General features: G+C 54.4%; 23 protein-coding genes, 2 tRNA genes, 1 rRNA gene and 1 pseudogene. 8 read left to right on the top strand and 19 right to left on the bottom strand.

Features of this window, described 5'->3' with window-relative positions; all coding sequences use genetic code 11:
* The first annotated feature begins 111 nt into the window (after nucleotides 1–111).
* Nucleotides 112–957: a glycerophosphodiester phosphodiesterase family protein gene (locus FHC51_RS09645; protein ID WP_220435397.1), complete on the top strand. Its 846-nt coding sequence runs from the start codon at nucleotides 112–114 to the stop codon at nucleotides 955–957.
* Between the two features lie 32 nt (nucleotides 958–989).
* On the opposite strand, the gene nqrM is transcribed toward FHC51_RS09645, so the two are convergent.
* Genes nqrM through FHC51_RS09610 form a run of 7 tightly spaced genes read right to left on the bottom strand, consistent with a single transcriptional unit; the run spans nucleotide 990 to nucleotide 7046 of the window.
* Nucleotides 990–1205: a (Na+)-NQR maturation NqrM gene (gene nqrM, locus FHC51_RS09640; RefSeq protein ID WP_168192001.1), complete on the bottom strand. Its 216-nt coding sequence runs from the start codon at nucleotides 1203–1205 to the stop codon at nucleotides 990–992.
* Nucleotides 1205–2428, bottom strand: a complete 1224-nt coding sequence (gene nqrF / locus FHC51_RS09635; RefSeq protein WP_220435396.1) for an NADH:ubiquinone reductase (Na(+)-transporting) subunit F — start codon at nucleotides 2426–2428, stop codon at nucleotides 1205–1207. The genes nqrM and nqrF overlap by 1 nt, the downstream gene beginning before the upstream one ends.
* 11 nt (nucleotides 2429–2439) lie before the next feature.
* Nucleotides 2440–3036, bottom strand: a complete 597-nt coding sequence (gene nqrE, locus FHC51_RS09630) for an NADH:ubiquinone reductase (Na(+)-transporting) subunit E (RefSeq protein WP_103178380.1) — start codon at nucleotides 3034–3036, stop codon at nucleotides 2440–2442.
* A gap of 6 nt (nucleotides 3037–3042) precedes the next feature.
* Nucleotides 3043–3681, bottom strand: a complete 639-nt coding sequence (locus tag FHC51_RS09625) for an NADH:ubiquinone reductase (Na(+)-transporting) subunit D (RefSeq protein WP_103178379.1) — start codon at nucleotides 3679–3681, stop codon at nucleotides 3043–3045.
* Nucleotides 3674–4468: a Na(+)-translocating NADH-quinone reductase subunit C gene (locus tag FHC51_RS09620; protein ID WP_103823946.1), complete on the bottom strand. Its 795-nt coding sequence runs from the start codon at nucleotides 4466–4468 to the stop codon at nucleotides 3674–3676. Before FHC51_RS09620 ends, FHC51_RS09625 begins: the two co-directional genes overlap by 8 nt.
* Nucleotides 4461–5699 (bottom strand): NADH:ubiquinone reductase (Na(+)-transporting) subunit B, encoded by a 1239-nt coding sequence (locus FHC51_RS09615; protein ID WP_220435395.1) that lies wholly within the window; start codon nucleotides 5697–5699, stop codon nucleotides 4461–4463. Before FHC51_RS09615 ends, FHC51_RS09620 begins: the two co-directional genes overlap by 8 nt.
* 3 nt (nucleotides 5700–5702) lie before the next feature.
* Nucleotides 5703–7046 carry a Na(+)-translocating NADH-quinone reductase subunit A gene (locus tag FHC51_RS09610; RefSeq protein WP_220435394.1) on the bottom strand — a complete coding sequence of 448 codons (1344 nt, stop codon included), beginning with the start codon at nucleotides 7044–7046 and terminating at the stop codon, nucleotides 5703–5705.
* A 424-nt stretch (nucleotides 7047–7470) separates the two neighbouring features.
* On the opposite strand from FHC51_RS09610, the gene dpaA reads away from it, so the two are divergent.
* On the top strand, nucleotides 7471–8211 hold the full coding sequence (gene dpaA, locus FHC51_RS09605; protein WP_103178375.1) for a peptidoglycan meso-diaminopimelic acid protein amidase: 741 nt from the start codon (nucleotides 7471–7473) through the stop codon (nucleotides 8209–8211).
* Here the strand turns inward: dpaA and FHC51_RS09600 are convergent.
* On the bottom strand, nucleotides 8182–8949 hold the full coding sequence (locus FHC51_RS09600) for a class II glutamine amidotransferase (protein ID WP_103823943.1): 768 nt from the start codon (nucleotides 8947–8949) through the stop codon (nucleotides 8182–8184). The two genes, dpaA and FHC51_RS09600, sit on opposite strands and share 30 nt — an antisense overlap.
* Before the next feature lie 46 nt (nucleotides 8950–8995).
* Nucleotides 8996–9574, bottom strand: coding sequence for a D-sedoheptulose 7-phosphate isomerase (lpcA, locus tag FHC51_RS09595; protein WP_103178373.1), 579 nt, complete (start codon nucleotides 9572–9574; stop codon nucleotides 8996–8998).
* A gap of 238 nt (nucleotides 9575–9812) precedes the next feature.
* Here lpcA and fadE point away from each other — a divergent pair, with 238 nt between their 5' ends.
* Nucleotides 9813–12257, top strand: a complete 2445-nt coding sequence (gene fadE / locus FHC51_RS09590; protein ID WP_114315837.1) for an acyl-CoA dehydrogenase FadE — start codon at nucleotides 9813–9815, stop codon at nucleotides 12255–12257.
* Nucleotides 12258–12367: 110 nt separating this feature from the next.
* Nucleotides 12368–13138 carry an amidohydrolase gene (locus FHC51_RS09585; protein WP_220435393.1) on the top strand — a complete coding sequence of 257 codons (771 nt, stop codon included), beginning with the start codon at nucleotides 12368–12370 and terminating at the stop codon, nucleotides 13136–13138.
* Between the two features lie 110 nt (nucleotides 13139–13248).
* On the opposite strand, the gene FHC51_RS09580 is transcribed toward FHC51_RS09585, so the two are convergent.
* From FHC51_RS09580 to dnaQ, 3 genes are all read right to left on the bottom strand, one after another.
* Nucleotides 13249–13776 carry a cytochrome b gene (locus FHC51_RS09580; protein ID WP_156237859.1) on the bottom strand — a complete coding sequence of 176 codons (528 nt, stop codon included), beginning with the start codon at nucleotides 13774–13776 and terminating at the stop codon, nucleotides 13249–13251.
* Between the two features lie 405 nt (nucleotides 13777–14181).
* A tRNA-Asp gene (locus FHC51_RS09575) sits at nucleotides 14182–14258 on the bottom strand.
* A 130-nt stretch (nucleotides 14259–14388) separates the two neighbouring features.
* Entirely contained in the window at nucleotides 14389–15132 is a 744-nt protein-coding gene (gene dnaQ, locus FHC51_RS09570) for a DNA polymerase III subunit epsilon (protein WP_103823939.1), read from the bottom strand.
* A 145-nt stretch (nucleotides 15133–15277) separates the two neighbouring features.
* On the opposite strand from dnaQ, the gene rnhA reads away from it, so the two are divergent.
* Nucleotides 15278–15745: a ribonuclease HI gene (gene rnhA / locus FHC51_RS09565; protein ID WP_103178368.1), complete on the top strand. Its 468-nt coding sequence runs from the start codon at nucleotides 15278–15280 to the stop codon at nucleotides 15743–15745.
* Here rnhA and FHC51_RS09560 read toward each other — a convergent pair whose 3' ends face one another.
* The gene (locus tag FHC51_RS09560) at nucleotides 15746–16462 is read right to left on the bottom strand and encodes a class I SAM-dependent methyltransferase (RefSeq protein ID WP_114315839.1); all 717 of its coding nucleotides are present in this window, start codon (nucleotides 16460–16462) and stop codon (nucleotides 15746–15748) included.
* A 32-nt stretch (nucleotides 16463–16494) separates the two neighbouring features.
* Here FHC51_RS09560 and gloB point away from each other — a divergent pair, with 32 nt between their 5' ends.
* Nucleotides 16495–17250: a hydroxyacylglutathione hydrolase gene (gene gloB / locus FHC51_RS09555; RefSeq protein WP_220435392.1), complete on the top strand. Its 756-nt coding sequence runs from the start codon at nucleotides 16495–16497 to the stop codon at nucleotides 17248–17250.
* A 71-nt stretch (nucleotides 17251–17321) separates the two neighbouring features.
* The gene (gene mltD, locus FHC51_RS09550; protein WP_103823936.1) at nucleotides 17322–18689 is read left to right on the top strand and encodes a murein transglycosylase D; all 1368 of its coding nucleotides are present in this window, start codon (nucleotides 17322–17324) and stop codon (nucleotides 18687–18689) included.
* Between the two features lie 52 nt (nucleotides 18690–18741).
* Here mltD and FHC51_RS09545 read toward each other — a convergent pair whose 3' ends face one another.
* The 3 genes from FHC51_RS09545 to FHC51_RS09535 form a co-directional block, all read right to left on the bottom strand.
* Nucleotides 18742–19512, bottom strand: coding sequence for a class I SAM-dependent methyltransferase (locus FHC51_RS09545; RefSeq protein WP_220435391.1), 771 nt, complete (start codon nucleotides 19510–19512; stop codon nucleotides 18742–18744).
* Between the two features lie 76 nt (nucleotides 19513–19588).
* Nucleotides 19589–20389, bottom strand: coding sequence for an endonuclease/exonuclease/phosphatase family protein (locus FHC51_RS09540; RefSeq protein WP_039032074.1), 801 nt, complete (start codon nucleotides 20387–20389; stop codon nucleotides 19589–19591).
* Nucleotides 20390–20547: 158 nt separating this feature from the next.
* Nucleotides 20548–21723, bottom strand: coding sequence for an MFS transporter (locus FHC51_RS09535; protein ID WP_220435390.1), 1176 nt, complete (start codon nucleotides 21721–21723; stop codon nucleotides 20548–20550).
* Between the two features lie 104 nt (nucleotides 21724–21827).
* Between FHC51_RS09535 and yafC the strand changes: the two are divergent.
* Nucleotides 21828–22759 (top strand): annotated as a pseudogene (gene yafC, locus FHC51_RS09530) (DNA-binding transcriptional regulator YafC).
* A 1-nt stretch (nucleotide 22760) separates the two neighbouring features.
* On the opposite strand, the gene dkgB reads toward yafC, so the two are convergent.
* The 3 genes from dkgB to rrf all read right to left on the bottom strand — a co-directional run bounded on the left by dkgB (nucleotide 22761) and on the right by rrf (nucleotide 23967).
* On the bottom strand, nucleotides 22761–23564 hold the full coding sequence (dkgB, locus tag FHC51_RS09525) for a 2,5-didehydrogluconate reductase DkgB (RefSeq protein ID WP_220435388.1): 804 nt from the start codon (nucleotides 23562–23564) through the stop codon (nucleotides 22761–22763).
* A 164-nt stretch (nucleotides 23565–23728) separates the two neighbouring features.
* Nucleotides 23729–23805, bottom strand: a tRNA-Asp gene (locus tag FHC51_RS09520).
* A 53-nt stretch (nucleotides 23806–23858) separates the two neighbouring features.
* A 5S ribosomal RNA gene (gene rrf, locus FHC51_RS09515) occupies nucleotides 23859–23967 on the bottom strand.

Below are 23967 nucleotides of genomic sequence, written 5' to 3'. Positions count from 1 at the left end.
ATGCGTCAGCAGTTTTACTGTCTCACTTCTGTCATTAAATCGTGTTACAAGATACAGCCAATAAACACTTTAAATTCATCAAGTTAATGCATTTAAAATGGAAATTTATTCATGAAAAAGATGATTATCGCTTCACTGCTGCTCGCCTCTAACGCCTGGGCTGACCCGCAGATTATTGCTCACCGCGGCGGAACCGCCGACGCGCCGGAGAACACGCTTCCGGCCATCGCGCTGGCGCTGGAAAATCACGCTCAGGCTATCTGGATAACCGTGCAGCTCAGCCGTGACGGCGTTCCCGTTCTGTATCGTCCCAGCGATTTGAGCGCGTTAACCCCCGCGAAGGGAAAAGTGTCCCAGTATACTCAGGCAGAGCTGGCGACATTTAACGCAGGTGCGAAATGGAAAGAGAGCGTTACCGGCGCCACTATTCCAACGCTGAAAGCCGTGCTTGAACGCTGGCCTGAGACCCGCTTCTATATTGATATCAAATCCCCCGACGCCGATGCGGCCGGGATGGGCAAGCAGTTGCTTACCGTGCTGAAAGAGACCAACAGCCTGAACCGTGTGCGCGTGTACTCTACCGAAGATCGCTATCTGGATGCGCTGCCTGCAGAAATACCGCGTTTTGTCACCCGCAGTGAAACGCGTACCCGGCTGGCAAATATCTCGCTGAACCACGTGTGCCAGGCCCCTGCAAAGACAATGGATGCATACTGGTACGGGCTGGAGCTGAACCGCAAGGTCGAGGTGGTGGAAAAATTTACCCTGGGCGAGGGGATCTCTCCGGCAACCCTGACATGGGACAAAGAGGCGATGGACTGTTTCCGCTCGCAGGGTAATGGTCACATTATCCTGCTGGGGGTAAATTCCGCCGAGGATTACCAGAAAGCAAAAGCGCTGGGGGCCGATGGGGTGATGGTCGATTCCCCAGCCCAGGCGCGGGAGTGGCTTAAGTAAAAAAAAAGGCCGCTTGATGCGGCCTGTTTATTTCAGAGGATCCGGTTTTGCTGGCGCTGCGCCTCACGCGCCATACGCTTTTTACGCGCATCGCACGGCTCAGGGCAATCGCAAACTTTCTCCATACCCAGGGAAGAGATGCCACCACAGCTGCCCTGAATGCTTTTGCGCTTAATCAGCCAGCCGAGGGACATGCCGAAGATCACCAGCACAAAAACGGCAAAGGTCAGCACGAAGGTCATCATCATCAGCCTCCAAAATCATCCAGCATGATGTTCTCATCTTCCACGCCAAGATCGTGCAGCATTTTAATGACTGCGGCGTTCATCATCGGCGGACCACACATGTAGAACTCACAGTCTTCCGGCGCGGCATGGTGCTTCAGATAGTTTTCATACAGGACGTTATGAATAAAGCCGGTATAGCCGGTCCAGTTGTCTTCCGGCTGCGGATCGGAAAGCGCAATGTGGAAGGTAAAGTTCGGGTTATCCCGCGCAAGCTGTTCAAACTCATCCTGATAGAACATTTCGCGCAGCGAACGGGCACCATACCAGAAGCTGATTTTACGCTTACTGCCGAGGCGCTTAAGCTGGTCGAAAATGTGCGAGCGCATCGGCGCCATGCCAGCGCCCCCGCCGATAAAGACCATTTCGGCGTCGGTATCTTTAGCAAAGAACTCACCAAATGGACCGGAGATAGTGACTTTATCTCCCGCTTTCAGCGACCAGATATAAGAAGACATGATCCCCGGCGGTGCGTCCGGCACGTTTGGTGGCGGCGTGGCAATACGCACGTTGAGCATGATGATGCCCTTCTCTTCCGGGTAGTTGGCCATTGAATAGGCGCGCAGCGTCGGCTCTTTGACCTCAGAGACAAAGCGGAAGAGGTTGAATTTATCCCAGTCACCGCGGTACTTCTCAGGCACATCAAAATCTTTATACGCGACAGTATGTTCCGGGCACTCAATCTGAATGTAACCGCCCGCACGGAACGGCACATCTTCCCCGTCGGGAACCCGCAGCTTCAGCTCTTTAATGAAGGTGGCTTTGTTATCGTTAGAGATAACTTCACACTGCCACTTCTTAATGCCGAAGATCTCCTCCGGCAGTTCGATCTTCATGTTCTGGCGAACCGCCACCTGACAAGCCAGACGACAGCCCTCTTTCGCCTCGCGCTTGCTGATGTGCGACAGCTCGGTTGGCAGAATATCGCCGCCACCCTCTTTGACGGTCACGCGGCATTGTCCGCACGAGCCACCGCCACCGCAGGCAGAGGAGATAAAAATGCCATTGCCAGAGAGGGTGTTCAGCAGCTTGTCGCCTGCAGGCGTCAGGATCTGCTTATCTGCCTCATCGTTAATCTCAATGATCACATCGCCGGAATTGACCAGCTTTGAGCGCGCCACCAGAATCAGCCCCGAGAGCACCAGCACGATCAGCGTGAACATCACTACGCCAAGAATAATTTCCATAGATTTTGCCCTTACAGCTGCACACCGGAGAAGGACATAAAGCCCAGCGCCATCAGACCAGTGGTGATAAAGGTGATCCCTAAGCCGCGCAGACCGGCCGGCACGTTGGCATACTTCATTTTTTCACGCAGACCCGCCAACGCCACGATAGCCAGCATCCAGCCAATACCAGAGCCGAAACCGTACACTATCGACTCGGTAAAGTTGTAATCACGCTGAACCATAAACGACACACCGCCGAAGATGGCGCAGTTCACCGCAATCAGCGGCAGGAAGATGCCCAGCGCCGTATACAGTGACGGGAAGTATTTATCGAGGATCATCTCGAGGATCTGAACCAGCGCCGCGATCACCCCAATGAAGGTAATAAAGTTGAGGAAGCTCAGGTCAATCCCCTCAACCAGCGCGCTGTCGCGTAGCACCAGGTTAAATACCAGATTGTTGATCGGGACCGACAGCCCCAGCACCACCGTGACGGCAATGCCCAGCCCGAAGGCGGTCGATACCTTTTTGGAGACCGCGAGGAAAGTACACATCCCGAGGAAAAACGCGAGCGCCATGTTTTCGACGAACACCGCGCGCACAAACAAGCTAATGTAATGAGCCATTGTCGGTTACTCCTTTTCCTGCTGTTCAGGGCGCCAGGTTCTCACCGCCCAGATCAACAAACCGATAATGAAGAACGCGCTGGGCGCCAGCAGGAACAAGCCGTTTGGCAGATACCAGCCACCGTTTTGTACGGTTTCAAGGACAGGAATACCAAACAGTTTGCCGCTGCCAAGAAGCTCGCGCAGGAAACCGACCGTCAGCAGGATCACGCCATAGCCAAGACCGTTACCGATACCATCCATAAAGCTGGCCAGCGGCGGCATTTTCATCGCATAAGCTTCAGCACGTCCCATCACGATGCAGTTAGTGATGATCAGGCCAACAAAGACCGACAGCTGTTTTGAGATTTCGTAGGCAAATGCCCGCAGCAGCTGATCCACCACAATGACCAGCGAGGCGATGATCGCCATCTGCACGATAATGCGCACGCTGTTCGGGATGTGGTGGCGGATCATTGAGATAAACAAGCTGGAAAACGCCGTCACCAGCGTCACCGCCAGGGTCATCACCACGGCGGTCTCCAGTTTTGTGGTGACCGCCAGCGCCGAACAGACGCCCAGCACCTGCAGGGTAATCGGGTTGTTGGCGATGAGCGGCCCAATAAGCACCCGTTTAACTTCTTTCAGTTCGCCCACATCAGCCATTGTTCAGCTCTCCTTCACGTACCTTTTTAAGAAAAGGACCAAAGCCCATCTCGCCCATCCAGAAATCAAAGCTATGCTGCACGCCGTTTGAGGTCAGCGTGGCGCCCGACAGGCCATCGACAGCGTACTCATCACCCGGACGCGCGCCCCCTTTCACCACTTTCAGCGCTGGCTGGCCGTTATCATCCAGCACTTTTTTGCCGACAAACTGCGCCCGCCATGCTGGGTTTTCGACTTCGCCGCCCAGCCCCGGGGTTTCGCCCTGATCGTAGTAAGTGATGCCCTTGACGGTGCGTCCATCGGTATTGAGAGCCACGAAGGCATACATCATCGACCACAGTCCATTGCCATAGACCGGCAGAACCAGCTCCTGGACACGGTTTTGTTCATCGCGCACCAGGTAAATTTCCGCCGTATTGCTGCGGCGTTTAATCCCTGCCGGATCCTGGCTGGCATCCAGTTCCGTGCTGCGCTGCGGATCTTTCAGCGCCTGAGCCTGATTGTAAGTGGATGGATCGGTCTCCAGCAGCTCGCCAGTGTTGAGATCAACCAGACGTGGCGTGATGCGTGAAGCAAAGGTCTGCGCCACATCCTCAGCGCTCATTTCGCCGTTCATCAGCCCGGCGACGGCCAGAATGTTACGTTGTTTATCCAGGGCACGTTGCTCCTGCTGACGGGACTTAAGACCCACCGCAGATCCTGCAACCACAATGGAGCAGACCAGGCAAAGCACCACCACCACCATCAGCGTCTTGCCGATAGTGTCATTATTTTTAATCTCAGCCACGCGCCTTCCTCCGTTTGATGTTGGCACGCACCACCAGGTAATCGAACAGCGGCGCAAACAGGTTGGCGAACAGGATCGCCAGCATCATCCCTTCCGGATAGGCCGGGTTCACCACGCGGATAAGGACGCACATCGCACCAATAAGCGCCCCGTAATACCATTTTCCTTTATTGGTAAAGGACGCCGAAACCGGGTCTGTCGCCATAAACATCATGCCGAAGGCGAACCCGCCCAGCACCAGATGCCAGTACCACGGCATGGCGAACATCGGGTTCGTCGCCGAACCGATCAGGTTGAACAGCGTCGCGGTGAGGATCATGCCAAGCATGACGCCTGCCACGATACGCCAGGAGGCGACACGGCCAAAGAGAATGATGGCCCCGCCAATCAGGATCATCAGCGTGGAGACTTCGCCGACTGATCCCGGAATGGTACCGATAAAGGCATCGAACCAGCTAACCGGCTGTCCGGTGGCGTTGTTGACCAGCGCCTCACCGCCGCGAGCGGCCCACTGGGAGAGTGGCGTTGCGCCGGAAAAGCCGTCCGCCGCCGTCCAGACCAGATCGCCGGAGATTTGCGCCGGATAAGCAAAGAACAGGAACGCGCGCCCGGCGAGGGCCGGGTTAAGGAAGTTGCGCCCGGTACCGCCGAAGATCTCCTTCGCCATCACCACACCAAAGGTGATCCCCAGAGCCGCCTGCCACAGTGGCAACGTCGGTGGCACAATCAGGGCAAACAGAATGGAGGTGACAAAGAAACCTTCGTTGATTTCGTGTTTGCGCACGATGGCAAACAGCACTTCCCAGAAGCCGCCGACCAGAAAGACCGTCATGTAAATGGGCAGGAAGTAGACCGCCCCCAGCGTCATCATGCTGATCCAGCCGGCATCAGGCGCAAAGCTCACGCCCAGCATCTGCGCCACCCGGTAGTGCCAGTCGCCAGCGATGATCTGCTGAAGCTGCTGCGCATCGTACAGATGGTTAAGTGCGGGAATGGTTTGCAGACCGACGTTGTACATGCCCCAGAACATTGCCGGGAACACAGCGAACCAGACGAGGATCATCATACGTTTGAGATCGATGGCGTCGCGCACGTGCGCGGCCCCTTTCGTCACCTGCCCTTGCGTATACAGGAGCGTCGCGGTCGCTTCAAACAGCGGGTAGTACTTTTCCAGCTTGCCGCCGTGAGTAAAATGCGGCTCCACTTTTTCAATGAGATGTTTCAGGCCCATCAGTTATCCTTCCTGCTCAATGCGGGTTAACACCTCGCGCAACACCGGTCCGTATTCATATTTGCCGGGGCAAACGTAGGTGCAGAGCGCCAGATCTTCTTCATCCAGCTCCAGACAGCCCAGCGCCTGAGCACCGTCAGTATCACCCGCCAGCAGATCGCGCAGCAGCACGGTCGGCAGGATGTCGAGCGGCATCACCCGTTCGTAGTTGCCGATAGGCACCATCGCCCGCTCGCCGCCGTTGGTATCGGTGGAGAAGTTGAACAACTTGTTACGCAGGAAATGGCCCAGCGTCGTACGGGTAATAGAGAACTTCTCTTTGCCCGGCATCACCCAGCCAAAGAGCTCTTTCTCACGCCCTTCCTTCACCACGCTGACCTGCAAATGGAAGCGGCCGAGGTACGCCTGCACCCCGACGGCATGTCTGCCGCTCAGCACAGAACCCGAAATATGACGGTTTTCACCTTCCAGGGTTTCGTCCACCAGCAGCTCGTTGATGTCTGCGCCCAGGCAGGTGCGTACCAGACGCGGATTGCGCATCTGCGGGCCGCCCAGAGCGATAACCCGCTCGGTGCAAAGCTGGCCGGTAGTAAACAGCTTGCCGATAGCGATAACGTCCTGGTAGTTCAGATGCCAGACCTGTTTGGTCAGGCTGACCGCCTCCAGGAAATGGATGTGCGTACCCACAAGCCCTGCCGGATGCGGCCCGGCAAAGGTATTAAAGGTGACTTGCCCCTGCGGGTGTCCGCCCAGTTTGCCGCCGCTTGCCTGGCAGACATGCACTTTGCCCTCAGTCAGACGCGTGAGCAGGGTCAGCCCGGCATCAAATGCCTGACGCTGCGCCAGAATGAGCGGCTGCGGGTCGGCGCAGAGCGGGTTGGTGTCCATGGCGGTGACAAAAATGGCTGCCGGGACGGTGCCGGGCACCGGGGTTTTGCTGAAGGGGCGGGTACGAAATGCCGTCCACAGTCCCGACTCCAGCAGTTGAGATTGCACAGCCTCACGGGTGAGGGTGGCGAGCGCCGTCGCATCGTGACGGGTAAATTCGCGCTCACCCTCCCCTTCGATGCGAATTACCACCGATTGTAGTACCCGGCGTTCGCCACGATTGATGGCAACCACCGTCCCGCTGGCGGGTGCGGTAAAGAAGACCCCAGGATTTTTTTTGTCCTCGAATAGCGGCTGCCCCTTGATGACGCTGTCGCCTTCCTGTACCAGCATGGTGGGGCGCATACCCACGTAGTCGTCCCCCAGAAGCGCAACATGGCGAGGCATCGGACAGGGCGAAATCTGCTGATCGGGAATGCCAGAAATCGGCAAATCAAGTCCTTTTCTGATTCTAATCATAGTGTTAGTTGTTATCCATGAAATATCGTTCCGGCCAGTTAACCGGACGAGTCAGAAGTCGTTTCACAGGAGAAGAAAGGCGGTGAATGCTCACTCATATTACTTGCAGGATCGTGGCTGACCCTGATAAAAGCATCCTTTCTTCACCTTCGGTCGTAAGACGCGGGGAGTGTACCATTTCTGCCAATCAGGCGGCAGCGATAACGCAGCGGCGGGTGCTAAAATGCGACCGATTACGCAAAGTTCTCAATGCCAGCACGGCCAATCCAGGTTATAAGGAAAACTATTTTGTAAACCGACGCGCTGACGCTTGCGAAAAAATGCAGTGGTGCTAATGTGAGCGCTCCTAATGCAGATTAATCTGATTTCGGGTCTCTTTTGCCGTCCTGGCAAGTTGGTTAGGTTTTATCAAGGAACATGTAGTATGCGTAAAATCGCATTGTTCATTGCGATGCTTCTTATTCCGTGCGTTTCGTTTGCCGGGCTGCTCAGCAGCAACAGCTCAACAACGCCGATTAGCAAAGAATACAAACAGCAGTTGATGGGCTCTCCGGTCTATATCCAGATCTATAAGGAAGAGCGCACGTTAGACCTGTTCGTGAAGATGGGTGAGACGTATCAGCTGCTCGACAGCTATAAAATTTGCAACTACTCCGGTGGCCTTGGCCCGAAACAGCGTCAGGGCGATTTCAAAAGCCCGGAGGGGTTCTACAGCGTTCAGCGTAACCAGCTAAAACCTGACAGCCGTTTCTATAAAGCGATCAACATCGGTTTCCCGAATGCCTTTGACCGTGCGCACGGCTATGACGGTAAATATCTGATGATTCATGGTGCCTGTGTGTCAGTGGGTTGCTACGCCATGACCGATAGCGGTATTGATGAGATCTTCCAGTTTGTCACCGGCGCGTTGGTCTTTGGCCAGTCTGCGGTGCAGGTCAGCATCTATCCGTTCCGCATGACCGATGCCAATATGCAGCGTCACAAGAGCTCGTACTACGCCGATTTCTGGAAACAGCTGAAGCCGGGTTATGACTACTTCCAGCAGACGCACAAGCCGCCAACCGTTTCGGTGGTGGATGGACGTTACGTGGTCAGCAAGCCGCTGAGCCACGAAGTCGTCCAGCCACAGCTGGCGTCAAACTACGCGCTCCCCCAGACAAAATAAGATCCACTCGCCTGGCATGATTCTTTGCCAGGCTTCATTGCCCGTCAGCGGCTGAGTGGCGATGACCGTGACCACATCGTTGGGTGTGGTTTCGGTCTGAAAATCGATTTCCACATCCTGATCCAGCAGTTTTGCCACGCCGAACGGCGCCCGCCGGGTGATCCAGAACAGGTTCGTCGAGCAGAACGCCATCACATACCGCCCGTCCGACAGCAGCATATTAAAGACTCCTTTCTCCCGCAGCTCCGTCGCCAGCGAGGCCACGTATTTAAAGACCGCGGTCATGTTGCCTGGCGTACGCGGGTAGCGTTCAGTCAGCTTATGCAGCAGCCAGCAAAAGGCCTTTTCGCTGTCAGTTTCGCCCACCGGGCGGAAGTTGCCCGTCTCCAGCGACTTATAGCCGCTCAGCTGGCCGTTATGGGCGTAAGTCCAGTTGCGTCCCCACAGCTCACGGGTAAACGGATGGGTATTTTCCAGCGCCACTTCACCGCGGTTGGCCTGGCGAATATGCGCCACCACCGAGCAGGATTTAATCGGATAGTCCTGCACCAGTTTGGCAATCGGGGAATTGAAGCTGGGTTGTGGGTCCTTGAACGTGCGACAGCCTTTTCCTTCATAGAAGGTGATACCCCAGCCGTCTTTATGCGGCCCGGTTCCTCCACCGCGCTGTACCAGCCCGGTGAAACTAAAGCAGATATCGGTTGGCACATTGGCGCTCATCCCGAGCAGTTCGCACATATCTCACCTCCACAACAGCGGGGGGCATTCACCCCCCAGCGAAGTCTTACTTAACCATCTCTTTTTCAATCAGCTGGATCAGGATATGGATCACTTTGATGTGAATTTCCTGAATACGGTCAGCGTAACCGAAGTGAGGCACACGAATTTCGATATCTGCGGTGCCTGCCATTTTGCCGCCATCTTTGCCGGTGAGGGTGATGACTTTCATCCCCTTCTCACGAGCCGCTTCAATGGCTTTGATAACGTTGCCGGAGTTGCCGGAGGTGGAGATCCCCAGCAGGACATCCCCTTCACGCCCTACCGCTTCAACATAGCGGGAGAAGACATAATCGTAACCAAAGTCGTTGCTCACGCAGGAGATGTGGCTGACGTCAGAGATCGCAATCGCCGGGTAGCCCGGACGGTTTTCACGATAACGCCCCGTCAGCTCTTCGGCAAAATGCATGGCATCACAATGTGAACCACCATTGCCGCAGGAGAGCACTTTACCGCCCGCTTTAAAGCTGTCGGCCAGCAGGACCGCCGCGCGCTGAATAGCGTGGATATTGGCTTCATCTTTCAGAAAGTTGGCCAGCGTTTCCGCCGCTTCGTTCAGTTCGTTACGAATAAGATCCTGGTACATGAGGATAATCCTTCAGTATTGATGAAATAACAGAGCAAGTTTACCGGATAGCGGTAAAAGCGAGAAGCTAAAGCCATGGGAATCGTCGGGCGTTTTGCGTTTTTGTGTCGGGTAAAACCTGAACAATGTGAACCAGGTTGTAATTATTTTGTGAATGCATTGCTAAAAGAAATAACATCCACTACAACCATATCATCACAAGTGGTCAGACCTCCTACAAGACAGGGAGCAATTCTTTATGATGATTTTAAGTATTCTGTTAACCGTTGTTCTGCTCGGGGTGTTGTTCTATCACCGGGTCAGCTTAATGCTGAGCAGTCTTATCTTACTGGCCTGGACCGCTGCCCTTGGCGTGACCGGCATCTGGAACATCTGGGTGCTGGTTCCGCTGGCAATTATCCTGGTGCCGTTCAACGTGCGCTCAATGCGTAAATCCCTGATTTCTGCCCCGGTCTTCCGTGGTTTCCGTAAGGTGATGCCGCCGATGTCGCGTACCGAAAAAGAGGCGATCGACGCGGGCACCACCTGGTGGGAAGGCGAGCTGTTCCAGGGCAACCCTGACTGGAAAAAGCTGCATAACTATCCGCAGCCGCGCCTGACTGCTGAAGAGCAGGCGTTTATTGACGGTCCGGTTGAAGAAGCCTGCCGGATGGCGAACGATTTCCAGATCACCCATGAGATGGCCGATCTGCCGCCGGAACTGTGGGCATTTTTAAAAGAGCATCGCTTCTTCGCGATGATCATCAAGAAAGAGTACGGCGGGCTGGAATTCTCTGCGTATGCCCAGGCTCGGGTGCTGCAAAAACTGTCCGGCGTCTCCGGGATCCTGGCGATCACCGTCGGCGTACCTAACTCATTAGGCCCGGGCGAACTGCTGCAACATTACGGTACTGAAGAGCAAAAAAATCACTATCTGCCGCGCCTGGCCCGTGGTCTGGAAATCCCTTGCTTCGCACTCACCAGCCCGGAAGCGGGTTCCGATGCGGGCGCTATCCCGGACACCGGCGTAGTCTGCATGGGCGAGTGGCAGGGTGAGCAGGTGCTGGGTATGCGTCTGACCTGGAACAAACGCTACATTACGCTGGCGCCAATCGCTACCGTGCTCGGTCTGGCCTTTAAACTCTCCGACCCGGACAAGCTGTTAGGCGGCGAGGAGGATCTGGGTATCACCTGTGCGCTGATCCCTACCACCACGCCTGGCGTGGAGATTGGTCGTCGCCACTTCCCGCTGAACGTACCGTTCCAGAACGGCCCGACCCGCGGTCAGGATATCTTTGTGCCGATCGATTACATTATCGGCGGCCCGAAAATGGCCGGTCAGGGCTGGCGCATGCTGGTTGAGTGTCTGTCTGTTGGCCGTGGTATTACCCTGCCGTCGAACTCAACCGGCGGTCTGAAATCGGTGGCAATGGGGATTGGCGCTTACGCCCACATCCGCCGTCAGTTCAAAATCTCTATCGGTAAGATGGAAGGAATTGAGGAGCCGCTGGCCCGTATCGCAGGTAACGCCTACGTGATGGATGCCGCCGCTTCCTTAATTACCTATGGCATCATGCTGGGTGAAAAACCGGCCGTGCTGTCCGCCATCGTGAAGTACCACTGTACCCACCGTGCCCAGCAGTCGATCATCGATGCGATGGATATTGCCGGCGGTAAAGGCATTATGCTGGGTGAAGGTAACTTCCTGGCGCGTGGCTATCAGGGCGCACCGATTGCCATCACCGTTGAAGGGGCGAATATTCTGACCCGCAGCATGATGATCTTCGGTCAGGGAGCAATCCGCTGCCATCCATACGTGCTGGAAGAGATGGCCGCCGCGCAGAACAACGACGTGGATGCCTTCGATAAACTGCTGTTTAAACACATTGGCCATGTCGGTAGCAATAAAATGCGCAGCCTGTGGCTGGGCCTGACCCGCGGCCTGACCAGCGCCACGCCAACCGGCGACGCGACCCGTCGTTACTACCAGCACCTGAACCGTCTGAGTGCCAACCTTGCGCTGCTCTCTGACGTGTCGATGGCGGTGCTGGGCGGTAGCCTGAAACGCCGGGAACGCATCTCCGCCCGTCTGGGTGATGTGCTGAGCCAGATTTTCCTCGCCTCGGCGGTACTGAAACGCTACGACGATGAAGGCCGTCATGAAGCGGACCTGCCGCTGGTTCACTGGGGCGTTCAGGATGCGCTGTATCAGGCGGAACAGGCCATCGACGATCTGCTGGTGAACTTCCCGAACCGCTTTGTGGCTGGCGCTCTGCGTGTGGTGATTTTCCCGACCGGTCGCCACTATCTGGCGCCGTCCGATAAGCTGGATCATAAAGTGGCGAAGATCCTGCAGATACCGAGCGCAACCCGCTCCCGTATCGGCCGCGGTCAGTATCTGACCCCAAGCGAGCACAACCCGGTCGGTCTGCTGGAAGAGGCGCTGCTGGATGTGATGGCGGCCGACCCGATTCACCAGAAAATCTGCAAGCAGTTGGGTAAAAACCTGCCCTTCACCCGCCTGAATGAGCTGGCTAAAGAGGCGCTGGCGGGCGGCATCATCAATAAGGATGAAGCGGACCTGCTGATCAAAGCCGAAGAGAGTCGTCTGCGCAGTATTAACGTTGATGATTTTGACGCAGAAGAGCTGGCGACACAGCCGGTAAAGCTGAAAGAGATTGTGCGTAAACCTGAAGCTGCATAAGCCGTTTCAACCCGCCAAAACCCCGCCTCGTGCGGGGTTTTTTATTGCCACCCGTTTCTCTGCTTGTCGTGCTACAGTGTCAAAATGGGGTTATTCGAGGAGTCTTAACTGTGCCTGGTTTGAAGATTACGCTTTTGCAACAACCGCTGGTGTGGATGGATGGTCCGGCCAACCTGCGTCATTTTGATCGTCAGCTGGAAGGGATCGCCGGACGGGATATTATTATCCTGCCCGAAATGTTCACCACTGGCTTCGCCATGGAGGCGGCTAAACAGTCCCTGCCGCAGGACGAGCTGGTTGTCTGGATGCAGGCCAGAGCGCAACAAACCCAGGCGTTAATCGCTGGCAGCGCAGCGTTGCAGACCGAACGCGGACCGGTGAACCGTTTTCTGCTGGTGGAGCCCGAGGGCAAGGTGCACTTCTACGATAAGCGCCATCTGTTCCGCATGGCGGACGAGCACCAGCATTATGAAGCGGGTAACGAGCGGGTTGTCTTTGAGTGGCGTGGCTGGCGCATTCTGCCATTGGTCTGTTACGACCTGCGCTTCCCGGTCTGGTCGCGCAACCGCGATGATTACGACCTGGCGATCTACGTCGCCAATTGGCCAGCGCCCCGCTCTCTCCACTGGCAGGCGCTGCTGACGGCACGTGCGATTGAGAACCAGGCCTATGTCGCTGGCTGCAACCGGGTCGGTACTGACGGCAACGGGCATCACTACCGGGGCGACAGCCGGGTGATTAGCCCGCAGGGCGAGGTTATCGCCACCGCCGAGCCGCATCATGCAACCCGGATTGATGCCGAGCTGTCGCTGACGGCGCTGAGGGAGTATCGGGAGAAGTTTCCGGCCTGGCAGGATGCGGATCCGTTTACTATTGGCTGAAGGGTAAAGCCGCACTGTCCCTGTCCCCTCACCTCATCGGCATAAAGGGACAGGAGCGGTGCGGCTCTGCTGTTTGTTACTTCATCTAATGAAAGGCGTCAGCCTTTTTCTTACAGCATGCGTTGCAGGATTTCGCGCTGTCCCTTGAAGGTATATTTGATTACCGCCGCGACATGCCCTAGCAGAATCAGGCCCAGTAAAATGCAGCTAACGCGATGCACTTTAAAGAAGAATTCATTAACTTCAATCGTGTTAATCGGATGAGTAATCGGCAGCAGCCCAAACAGGCTGTAATCTTTGTGCAGCATCAGGAAGCCGCTGACCAGCACCACCATAATGGTCAGATAAAACAGCTCATGGATGAAAACCACCATCTGCTTTTTCCGCCCCGCCACCGTTGCCGGATAAGGCACTGAAGGGCGAAAGAAGCGCCAGACAAAACGCACCAGCATGATTGGCGTTGCAATGGTGCCAAGCGACATATTCAACACAGAAAAAAAGGTAAACCAACGGGTCCCTTCCAGCGCGTGAAGAATGTAGCCCATGCACATGGCGTAGATAATGACGACTGCAACCACCCAGTGCAAAAGGCGTGAAAAGCGATCGTAACGTGCGGGAATAACGGAAGAAGTTTGCATAATCCTTGTCCTCTAAAACGTAATAACCTGGCGTCCTTTGAAGCCATGCGTTCAGAAATCATTCGTCCTGCCCCGCTTTAATCCTGCGCCGGGTTTAACAATGAAATTCTGCCCCGCAAAATAGGATATTGCCCTGCCCCTTAATAGAAGAACGCAGACCATTTTTAACCTTTCTTTTTTCCGTTAACCGGTTGAGCAACTGGAGCGTTGTTTAATTGATTTTTTATGCTGGCCGGAATACGGATACGGGGGAAGTTATTGGTGCGAATGTACTGGTAAGGGTAACGGAACCTGGGCATTTTCAGACTTAACGGCGTAAGCCAGACGGAAGATGATGCAAGGAGAAGTAGCACAAGAACAGAGATCGAAAAAAGGCCCATGTTATTGCTAACATGGGCCTGAATGTGGCGGAACGGACGGGACTCGAACCCGCGACCCCCTGCGTGACAGGCAGGTATTCTAACCGACTGAACTACCGCTCCGCTGTGTTCCCTTGGGAACGAGGCAGATATTACGGTTTACCCTCGATCCCGTCAATGCTTTTTCTCACCTTTTGAATCGTTTGCTGCAAAAACGATCCAAACGGTTATTTTACCGGCATTTCAGCCGCTTTTAGCCTCGCCAGAGGCAGCTTCCGCCCTTCTTCTGCACCAGATCCAGACGGGATTCATGCGCCATTAACTCTTCATCACTGGCAAGTATAACGCGCAGCGCGCTGGACTTACGAATAATGCGCTGGATTTCACTCTCGCCGGACTCTTGCTGCGTCTCGTTATCGGCGTTAAATGCCAGGGCGGTCTGGCCGCCCGTCATGATCAGATAAACATCCGCCAGGATCTGGGCATCGAGCAACGCCCCGTGCAGCGTTCGTTTGCTGTTATCTATTTCATAGCGCGAGCATAACGCATCAAGACTGTTCCGTTTGCCGGGGAACATCTTCCTTGCCATCGCCAGGCTATCTGTGACCTTGCAGAAGGCGTCTGTTTTCGGCAGGCCGCGGTTGAGCTTGCTGAATTCGTAATCCATAAAGCCGATATCGAACGAGGCGTTATGAATGACAAGCTCGGCGCCTTTGATATAGTCGATGAATTCATCGGCGACGTCGGCAAAGGTGGGTTTATCCAGCAAGAATTCATCGGCAATCCCGTGAACGCCAAAGGCTTCCGGGTCCACCAGCCGATCTGGCTTCAGGTAAACGTGAAAGTTATTGCCGGTAAGACGGCGGTTAACCACCTCTACCGCACCGATCTCGATGATCTTATGCCCTTCATAGTGAGCACCGATCTGGTTCATACCCGTCGTTTCGGTATCGAGAACGATGATCCTGTCGGCGTTATGTGTGTCTGCAATACTCATTCTGTCAGCCTGTTCTTATTAACGACGACATTGTAATCAACCTGACCTGGCGTTCAAAGGCTAATTCACACGGACTTTATTTTGCCGTGCTGCCGGAGACCGTTTATGTCAGACTTACCGTTTTGATTACAGGATGTCTGCCAGGATGCGTAAACAGGTAGAGATTTACACTGATGGCTCGTGCCTCGGCAATCCGGGCCCAGGGGGTTACGGCGCCATTTTGCGGTATCGACAGCACGAAAAAACCTTCAATGAAGGCTTTCGCCTGACCACCAACAACCGCATGGAGTTGATGGCCGCTATTGTGGCCCTTGAGGCCCTGAAAGAGCATTGCGACATTGTGCTGAGTACCGACAGCCAGTATGTCCGCCAGGGGATCACCCAGTGGATCCATAACTGGAAAAAACGCGGCTGGAAAACCGCGGACAAAAAACCGGTGAAGAATGTCGATCTCTGGCAACGCCTGGATGCGGCGCTCAGCCAGCATAAAATTCAGTGGGAATGGGTGAAAGGCCACGCCGGACACCCCGAAAACGAACGCTGCGACGAACTGGCGCGCGCGGCTGCGCTCAATCCGCAGCATGACGATGTGGGGTATAAACCGGAAGCCTGATCAGGGCTTTCGGTACTGCCGCGTGGCACCTACAGCGGGGCGTAACTGGGTCTTAGCTTTGCCTGGCTTCATGGGATTGAGCGTCAGGGGGATGGTTCTTTTGCGCGCCACAATCAGCTGCATACAGCCCAGAGCCGGAAAATGGGTGCTGAGCATCTTTCCGCCCTGCCGCGTCCAGGGTATCACCTGAAAACCGCTCTGGTGCATCACCTCAAAATTGAGCAGCGAGAGCCAGTCCAGCTGGCGCATCAGGGTGAACATGCGGCTGTTATACGGCGGGGTGCGACGCAGCACCGGCACCAGCTTTCTCAGCCCCATCAGACTCATCGGATTAAAGCCGCTGATCACCAGCCAGCCATCATCAATCAGAACCCGATCGGCTTCCCGCAGCAAACGGTGCGGGTCATCGCACCAGGGCAGCGAATGTGCCAGCAGGCACGCGTCAACGGACTTCTCGGCAAAAGGAAGCTGCAGCGGATTGGCCTTCACCTGAACGGGTTCACCGCCCAGCGAAACATTAACCTGATGTGAGATGGCGCAGCTTTCAGAGTTGATTTCCGCGCTCAGATTGCCAATCTTAAGCAGGTGAAAACCATACATTTTCGCAAACCAGGGCTTAAGCTGTAACTCGAGCGCTTCACGATAGTATTCACCCCAGGGCAACTCTGCCCAGTGTTTCGGTGCGGTAACAATCTGAGGTATCCTTGCCGGTTTCATCAAAACACCCGCCACGCTATGAGAGGTAATGTATGAATCTTAACAGTATTTCTGCTTTTCAGGACAATTACATCTGGGTTTTAAGCAATGATGAGGGTCGTTGCGTGATCGTCGATCCTGGCGAGGCGGAGCCGGTTTTAAAAGCCATCGAGCAAAACCAGTGGCAGCCGGAAGCCATTTTGCTCACGCACCATCATCATGACCATGTGGGCGGCGTGGCGGCACTCTGCGCAAAATTTCCGCATCTTGTGGTATACGGTCCTGCTGAGACACAAGATAAGGAGGCTACGCGCGTAGTAAAAGATGGCGAAAAGATCCTCATTCTTGCGTTGGAATTTTCTGTAATTGCCACACCGGGTCACACTTCTGGACATATTTCGTACTTTAGCTTCCCTTATCTTTTCTGTGGAGACACAATGTTTTCTGGCGGCTGCGGACGGCTCTTCGAAGGCACTCCAGCCCAGATGTACCAGTCCTTCCAGAAAATTAACGCTCTCCCCGACGACACCCTTATTTGTTGCGCACACGAATACACTTTAGCGAATATGAAGTTTGCGATGCATGTTCTGCCTGAGGATAGCGCGATTCAGGATTATTACCACAAAGTGAATGAGTTACGTGCAAAAAACCAAAAAACACTGCCCGTAATTCTGAAAAATGAACGTAAAATTAATTTATTTCTTAGAACAAATGACATTGATTTAGTTAATAAAATTAAAGAAGAAACAAATATGTTACAACCTGAGGATTGTTTCGCGTGGTTAAGGGCAAAGAAAGATGACTTCTGACAATTGCATGTTGCCTTTTTAACTATTCGTCGTTATCATCGCTCGTCTTTTAAGCAACTATTGACACACACATGAAGGCAAAAGCGATATTACTCGCCTCTGTCCTGCTTGTGGGTTGCCAGTCGTCACAGAACACTGGCAACGTACAACAGCACGCACAGAGCCTTTCTGCAGCTGGTCAAGGGGAAGCAGGGAAGTTCACAAGTCAATCGCGATGGGCAGACGATGGGACGTCCTTCGCACAGGATCAAGACTTGTGGGTCTCTATTGGTGACGAGCTAAAGATGGGAATTCCGGAAAACAGCCGGATTCGCGAACAGAAACAGAAGTATTTAAGCAATAAGAGCTATCTCCACGATGTAACTTTACGGGCAGAGCCGTATATGTACTGGATAGCAGGGCAAGTTAAGAAACGTAACATGCCCATGGAACTGGTACTACTACCCATAGTGGAGAGCGCTTTTGACCCACACGCAACGTCTGGCGCCAAGGCCGCAGGTCTTTGGCAGATCATACCGAGCACAGGGCGCAATTATGGTTTAAAACAGACCCGCAACTACGATGCGCGTCGTGATGTGGTCGCCTCGACGACTGCCGCTCTCGATATGATGCAACGTCTGAACAAGATGTTCGACGGTGACTGGCTGCTGACTGTCGCTGCGTACAACAGCGGTGAGGGTCGTGTACTGAAGGCAATGAAAGCGAATAAAGCACGGGGTAAACCTACCGACTTTTGGTCGCTTCCACTGCCACGGGAAACCAAATTATACGTACCTAAAATGCTGGCTTTGAGTGAAATCTTCAAAAACAGCAAACAGTACGGCGTGCAGCTGCCGACCTCGGACGAAAGTCGTGCGCTGGCGAGAGTGCGTATCAACAACCCTGTTGAACTGAAACAGGTTGCGGATATGGCAGGTATCTCGGTGACCAAACTGAAAGCCTTCAACGCAGGTGTGAAGGGCTCTACGTTGGGTAGCAGCGGACCAAAATACGTTCTGGTGCCGCAGAAACACGCTGAACAGTTACGAGTATCGTTAGCGTCGGGTGAGATAGCAGCGGTTCAGTCTACGCTGATTGCGGATAACACACCGTTAAATAGCCGTAGCTATCGGGTACGTACAGGCGATACGCTTTCAGGCATTGCTTCACGTCTTGGCGTGAGCACCAAAGATCTGCAGCAGTGGAACAAGCTGCGTGGCTCTACCCTGAAAGTGGGTCAGAACCTGACGATTGGTGCGGGTAACAGCGCGCAGCGTCTCGCCAATAATAGCGATAGCATTACCTATCGCGTACAAAAAGGCGATTCGCTTTCCAGTATTGCCAAGCGTCACGGCGTGAACATCAAAGATGTGATGCGCTGGAACAGCGATACGGACAATCTGCAGCCTGGCGACCGGATAACGTTGTTTGTGAAAAACAACGCCACACCGGATTCCTGATTTCAGAGACCGGATGTAAAAAGGCACCGATTCCCCTCGGTGCCTTTTTTGTTTATCCCGCCTTTTGGGCTTCAGCCAGGAGGGTATCGCTGGTAAAGGAGCCCTCTTCCTGCAGCTCAAAGTAGGCTTTGACCTCGGCCGAGGCACTCTCCTGATACAGCCGGATCGCCTGGCTCAACGCCTCTGGTGTGCGCATACGCGCAATCCACGAAGAAAACTCCAGCCTTAATTTGTCTGTCTGCAGCGACCGTGAGATCAGCCCGGCATCGGTGAACATGGACAACCACTCGCCGCTGGAATAGTTGCGGACATGCGAGGTATCCCGCAACGCTTCTACCGTCTGTAACCAGATATCACGTACCGGATGCCCCGGCGACATGATATCCATGATGATAACCAGACCACCCGGCTTCAGCACCCGCTTAACTTCGCGCAACGCCTGGCCGACGTCGTGCCAGTGGTGCGCCGAGTAGCGGCTGATCACAATATCAAACATTTCATCGTCAAAGGGTAACGATTCTGCATAGCCCTGACGGGTAGCAATATTACTCAGTCCCTTCTCGCTGGCTGCGGCGGCAACCACCTCCAGCATCTGGCTGGATAAGTCATATGCCGTCACCTGAGCCACCTGCTGCGCTGCCACAAAGCTGGCATGACCTGCCCCGCAGCCTAAATCCAGGACGCTGGCTTTCGGAAAATCGGCCAGACGTTCAGCCAGACGCTGTAAATCGCGCCCGGATGCGTGAACCGCGCTGGTGAGGTAGGCCTTAGCCTGAGAGCCAAACTGTTTTTCTACGTTGTCATGATGGGACTGTGTTGTCATTTTGCTGTCCTTCGGTTGATGAAAAATAAAGGGCAGCACCCGTACAGGCCTGCCCCACGGCAGACCTGACGCACCTCTATCTCTCAGGTTTGCCGGGACTGAATTCAACGAGTAGCGGATTGTGATCGGATGCGCGAGTGACCAGCACAGAGGCTTCACTCACGTTCAGACCACGATAGAAGACAAAATCGAGGGGACGACCAAAGGCCTTGCGCCGCTGGTCATCGGTAAAGCGTACTTCGCGCAGCGACATCTCCCGCGCAAAGCGATAAAGCGCATTCATTCGCGGGCGGCTCCAGGCATTGAAATCGCCAGCCATAACCACCGGGCCGCTGTGATGGGCAATCTGATCGCCGATAGGCAGCAGCTGCTTGCTGTAGACATCCACGCCAAGGCTGAAGTTAACCGCGTGGATATTGACCACCATCAGTAGCCGGGTATCCGGCAGCGGGTAGACGGTGACCAGAGCGGATTTCGCCAGGCGCAGGAGCGGCTCGCGTTCGCGCAGTGGGCAGCAATAGACGGGATGAGCGGCAGAGAGCGTCATCACCCCTGACGGATGCTGGGGTAAGACAAATGCCGGCACCTGGTCAGCAGCGAGATAGTTAGTGGTCGCAAACCTGACCAGTTCAGGTGTGGTTTGCGCCTCCTGCAGCAGCACCAGATGAGCATCTTTACCAAAATTCTGCAGGACGGATAACCATTCGGCGCGTTGCTGTTTAAAGATATTCCATACCAGCACCCGAATTTTTTCGTCGCTGCTTAAAGGCGCACCCGCAGGCAATGCCTGGCCAATGCTCGCAAACGACCCCGGAGGTAAAATTCGCTCCGCTGGCTGTCCGGCAACATAACGCATGGCATAGGTATTTTTTCGCACGGTGTGAAACGACCCCTATCAACTTGAACCCGTCCAGAAACAGGAGCGGATTCTAATGTTATAGGGTTTTCAGCTCACACTTTCAACGCTATTACTAAGAAACTACTGAGTAACTAAGAATCTGCTGAGCTGTTTTATCGGTAAGTACTTACATACAATTATCCGAGAGCAACGCGCGCGGGCTTATCCAGGCGGCCGCTCAGGCCGATCAACAGAAACGCCACGAGAACAATGACCGCCCCAATCCACGGCGTTTGCGACAGACCAAAGTGCTCAACCGTCTGCCCACCAATAATGGAACCCAGTGCGATACCGACATTAAACGCGGCGATATTAAGACCGGAAGCGACATCCACGGCGTTGGGTGTATAGAGTTCGGCTTTCTGCACGACGTAGACCTGCAAACCCGGTACGTTGCCGAAGGCGAAGATCCCCATTACCAGTACCGTACCCAGCGCGGCATACTGTATGGAAGCGGTGAACTGGAAGACCAGTAAAAGCACAACCAGGGCAGCAAAGATAATTTTCAGCGCCGGGACAGCGCCATGCTTATCGGCCAGCTTTCCGCCCCAGATATTGCCGATCGCCACCGAAACGCCATAGCCCAGCAGGATCCAGCTTACTGCGCCCGGTGAAAAGCCAGCCAGATCCTGCATCATTGGCGCCAGGAAGGTAAATGCGGTAAACACGCCGCCATAGCCCAGCGCCGTAATGGCATAGATCATCAGCAAACGAGGATGAGTCAGCACTTTCAGCTGGTCGCGCAGCGTCGCTGCCGCGCGTCCCGGAATAGTGGACGGGATCAGCACCAGACTGCTAATCAGCGCAATCACGCCCAGCAGAGAGACCGCCAGGAAGGTTTCACGCCAGCCAAAATGTTGCCCAATAAAGGTGCCCAGCGGTACACCCGTCACCAGGGCTACGGTTAAACCGCCAAACATAATGGCAATAGCAGAGGCCGCTTTCTCTTTCGGCACCAGGCTCGTCGCAATTGTCGAACCAATGGAGAAGAAAACCCCATGAGCCAGCCCCGTCAGCAGGCGGGCAATGACCAGGGTTGTGTAATCAGGTGCCTGCCAGGCAAGGATGTTGCCTGCGGTAAACAGCACCATCAACGCCATCAGCAGCTGTTTACGCGGCAGACGGCCTGTGAGTGCGGTCAGTACCGGTGCGCCGATAGCCACACCGAGGGCATAGATAGAAACCAGTAAACCCGCCGAAGGCAGCGAGATAGCAAGTTGATCAGCAATCGTAGGAACCAGACCTACAATAACAAATTCAGTCGTGCCGATTGCAAAGGCACTGATCGTCAGGGCAAGTAGCGCCAGAGGCATAAATAACTCCGTCTCATTAGGATTAAGATGACACGGAGTATGCGCCAGTGTTTAAATAACAAAAATGCTCAAAGTTTCAATACAATTTTGCGGATAAAGCAATAATGAAAGCAACGTCTGAGGAGCTGGCGATATTTGTCGCCGTCGTTGAGAGCGGCAGTTTTAGCCGTGCCGCGGAACAGCTGGGACAGGCTAATTCAGCTGTCAGCCGATCGGTGAAAAAGCTGGAGATGAAGCTGGGCGTCAGCCTGCTTAACCGGACGACCCGGCAACTGAGCCTGACCGAAGAAGGCGAACGCTATTTTCGCCGCGTGCAGTCTATTCTGCAGGAGATGGCCGCCGCAGAAACAGAGATCATGGAGACGCGCAACACGCCACGTGGGCTTCTGCGTATCGATGCGGCAACCCCCGTGGTGCTGCATTTCCTGATGCCTTTAATTAAACCTTTCCGCGAACGTTATCCGGAAATGACGCTCTCTCTGGTCTCTTCAGAAACATTTATCAACCTGATTGAGCGCAAGGTGGATGTGGCGATCCGCGCGGGGACGCTGACCGATTCCAGCCTGCGGGCACGCCCTCTGTTCACCAGTTATCGAAAAATCATCGCCTCCCCGGCCTATATTGCCCGTTTCGGCAGGCCTGAGACGATAGAGGAACTGAAGCAGCATCTCTGCCTGGGCTTTACGGAGCCGGTATCCCTTAATACATGGCCTCTCGCCTGCCATGATGGCCAGCTGCATGAAGTGGTTTGCGGTTTATCATCCAACAGTGGCGAGACGCTCAAACAGTTATGCCTTGAAGGAAATGGGATTGCCTGCCTGTCGGATTATATGATTGATAAAGAGATTGCGCGGGGGGAGTTAGTCGAGCTGATGGCAGACAAGCGCCTGCCGGTAGAGATGCCTTTCAGCGCGGTTTATTACAGTGACAGAGCGGTAAGCACCCGCATCCGGGCCTTTATTGATTTTCTGAGCGAGCATGTAAAACAGCTCCCGAAGGAGCTGTAAGAGGGTTCAGGGTACAGAGGGAGGGCTAGATTAGTCCCACTTCGGCGCCAGTCCTTCCGGGCTCACCAGACGATCGTTGCAGTCGAGCGCCGCGATCGCTTTTTTGTCATCCAGATCCAGCTTCAGATCCTGTGCCAGCAGATTGCTTGCCAGGTTTTCACGCTTGGTTGAAGACGGGATCACTGCATAACCTTCACCCATCGCCCATGCCAGGATAACCTGTGCTGCGGTGGCATTATGTTTGGCAGCAATACGCAGAATGGTTTCGTCTTTCAGCGCTTTACCGTAAGCCAGCGTCATGTAAGAGGTAATATGGATGCCATGCTGCTGCGCCCACTCTACCACCTGACGGTTTTGCAGGTAAGGAGATAGTTCGATCTGGTTGGTGGCGATATTTTCTGCGCCAACTGCGGCAATCGCTTTTTCCATTAACGGGATAGTGAAGTTAGAAATGCCAATTTCACGCGTCAGCCCCTGGGCTTTGGCTTCCAGTAATGCCTGCATAAACTCTTCAACTGACACGGCGTCGTTTGGTGATGGCCAGTGGATCAGGGTCAGATCCACATAATCGGTGCGCAGCTTTTTCAGGCTCTCTTTCAGGCTTGGGATTAATTTCTCTTTGCTCAGGTTCTCAATCCAGATCTTGGTGGTGATAAAAATTTCATTACGCGCTACGCCGCTCTCTGCGATCGCCTGACCCACAGCGGCTTCGTTGTCGTAGATTTGGGCAGTATCAATCGTGCGATAGCCCAGTTCGAGGGCAGTTTTAACGGATGCGATAACAACGTCGTCTTTCAGGCGGAAAGTGCCAAGACCGAATGCAGGGATAGACATGAAATTCCTCTTTTCTTCATCATGTTTGTTAATAAAGAGGATTATCTCTGGCGGGGATATGTGAAAAAAGATCGTATTAAGCAGAGGATTTTTGCGTTTACAGCAATAATCAAACAACAGGCAAGAAAAAAGCCCTGAGCGTGAGCTCAGGGCTTCTTAATAAGTGGCGGAACGGACGGGACTCGAACCCGCGACCCCCTGCGTGACAGGCAGGTATTCTAACCGACTGAACTACCGCTCCACCGTATTTTTTGTAATTACCAGATATTGTTCTGGTTTATTACGTAATTTGATGCCTGGCAGTTCCCTACTCTCGCATGGGGAGACCCCACACTACCATCGGCGCTACGGCGTTTCACTTCTGAGTTCGGCATGGGGTCAGGTGGGACCACCGCGCTACAGC

The organism is Leclercia sp. EC_58 (genome assembly GCF_019584355.1).
In the GTDB taxonomy this organism is placed as follows: Bacteria; Pseudomonadota; Gammaproteobacteria; order Enterobacterales; family Enterobacteriaceae; genus Enterobacter.
The sequence above is the reverse complement of the archived record's forward strand: the minus strand, read 5'-3'. Positions and strand labels throughout refer to the sequence as shown.

What these genes read in the sequence shown, in the direction of transcription:
- rnhA (WP_103178368.1), top strand. Translation starts at nt 15,278, where the DNA reads ATGCGTAAACAGGTAGAGATTTACACTGATGGCTCGTGCCTCGGCAAT.
- nqrM (WP_168192001.1), bottom strand. Translation starts at nt 1,205, where the DNA reads ATGATGATGACCTTCGTGCTGACCTTTGCCGTTTTTGTGCTGGTGATC.
- dpaA (WP_103178375.1), top strand. Translation starts at nt 7,471, where the DNA reads ATGCGTAAAATCGCATTGTTCATTGCGATGCTTCTTATTCCGTGCGTT.
- mltD (WP_103823936.1), top strand. Translation starts at nt 17,322, where the DNA reads ATGAAGGCAAAAGCGATATTACTCGCCTCTGTCCTGCTTGTGGGTTGC.
- FHC51_RS09535 (WP_220435390.1), bottom strand. Translation starts at nt 21,723, where the DNA reads ATGCCTCTGGCGCTACTTGCCCTGACGATCAGTGCCTTTGCAATCGGC.
- FHC51_RS09625 (WP_103178379.1), bottom strand. Translation starts at nt 3,681, where the DNA reads ATGGCTGATGTGGGCGAACTGAAAGAAGTTAAACGGGTGCTTATTGGG.
- FHC51_RS09580 (WP_156237859.1), bottom strand. Translation starts at nt 13,776, where the DNA reads ATGCAAACTTCTTCCGTTATTCCCGCACGTTACGATCGCTTTTCACGC.
- FHC51_RS09600 (WP_103823943.1), bottom strand. Translation starts at nt 8,949, where the DNA reads ATGTGCGAACTGCTCGGGATGAGCGCCAATGTGCCAACCGATATCTGC.
- fadE (WP_114315837.1), top strand. Translation starts at nt 9,813, where the DNA reads ATGATGATTTTAAGTATTCTGTTAACCGTTGTTCTGCTCGGGGTGTTG.
- FHC51_RS09645 (WP_220435397.1), top strand. Translation starts at nt 112, where the DNA reads ATGAAAAAGATGATTATCGCTTCACTGCTGCTCGCCTCTAACGCCTGG.
- dkgB (WP_220435388.1), bottom strand. Translation starts at nt 23,564, where the DNA reads ATGTCTATCCCTGCATTCGGTCTTGGCACTTTCCGCCTGAAAGACGAC.
- FHC51_RS09545 (WP_220435391.1), bottom strand. Translation starts at nt 19,512, where the DNA reads ATGACAACACAGTCCCATCATGACAACGTAGAAAAACAGTTTGGCTCT.
- lpcA (WP_103178373.1), bottom strand. Translation starts at nt 9,574, where the DNA reads ATGTACCAGGATCTTATTCGTAACGAACTGAACGAAGCGGCGGAAACG.
- FHC51_RS09615 (WP_220435395.1), bottom strand. Translation starts at nt 5,699, where the DNA reads ATGGGCCTGAAACATCTCATTGAAAAAGTGGAGCCGCATTTTACTCAC.
- nqrE (WP_103178380.1), bottom strand. Translation starts at nt 3,036, where the DNA reads ATGGCTCATTACATTAGCTTGTTTGTGCGCGCGGTGTTCGTCGAAAAC.
- FHC51_RS09560 (WP_114315839.1), bottom strand. Translation starts at nt 16,462, where the DNA reads ATGAAACCGGCAAGGATACCTCAGATTGTTACCGCACCGAAACACTGG.
- FHC51_RS09610 (WP_220435394.1), bottom strand. Translation starts at nt 7,046, where the DNA reads ATGATTAGAATCAGAAAAGGACTTGATTTGCCGATTTCTGGCATTCCC.
- gloB (WP_220435392.1), top strand. Translation starts at nt 16,495, where the DNA reads ATGAATCTTAACAGTATTTCTGCTTTTCAGGACAATTACATCTGGGTT.
- nqrF (WP_220435396.1), bottom strand. Translation starts at nt 2,428, where the DNA reads ATGGAAATTATTCTTGGCGTAGTGATGTTCACGCTGATCGTGCTGGTG.
- dnaQ (WP_103823939.1), bottom strand. Translation starts at nt 15,132, where the DNA reads ATGAGTATTGCAGACACACATAACGCCGACAGGATCATCGTTCTCGAT.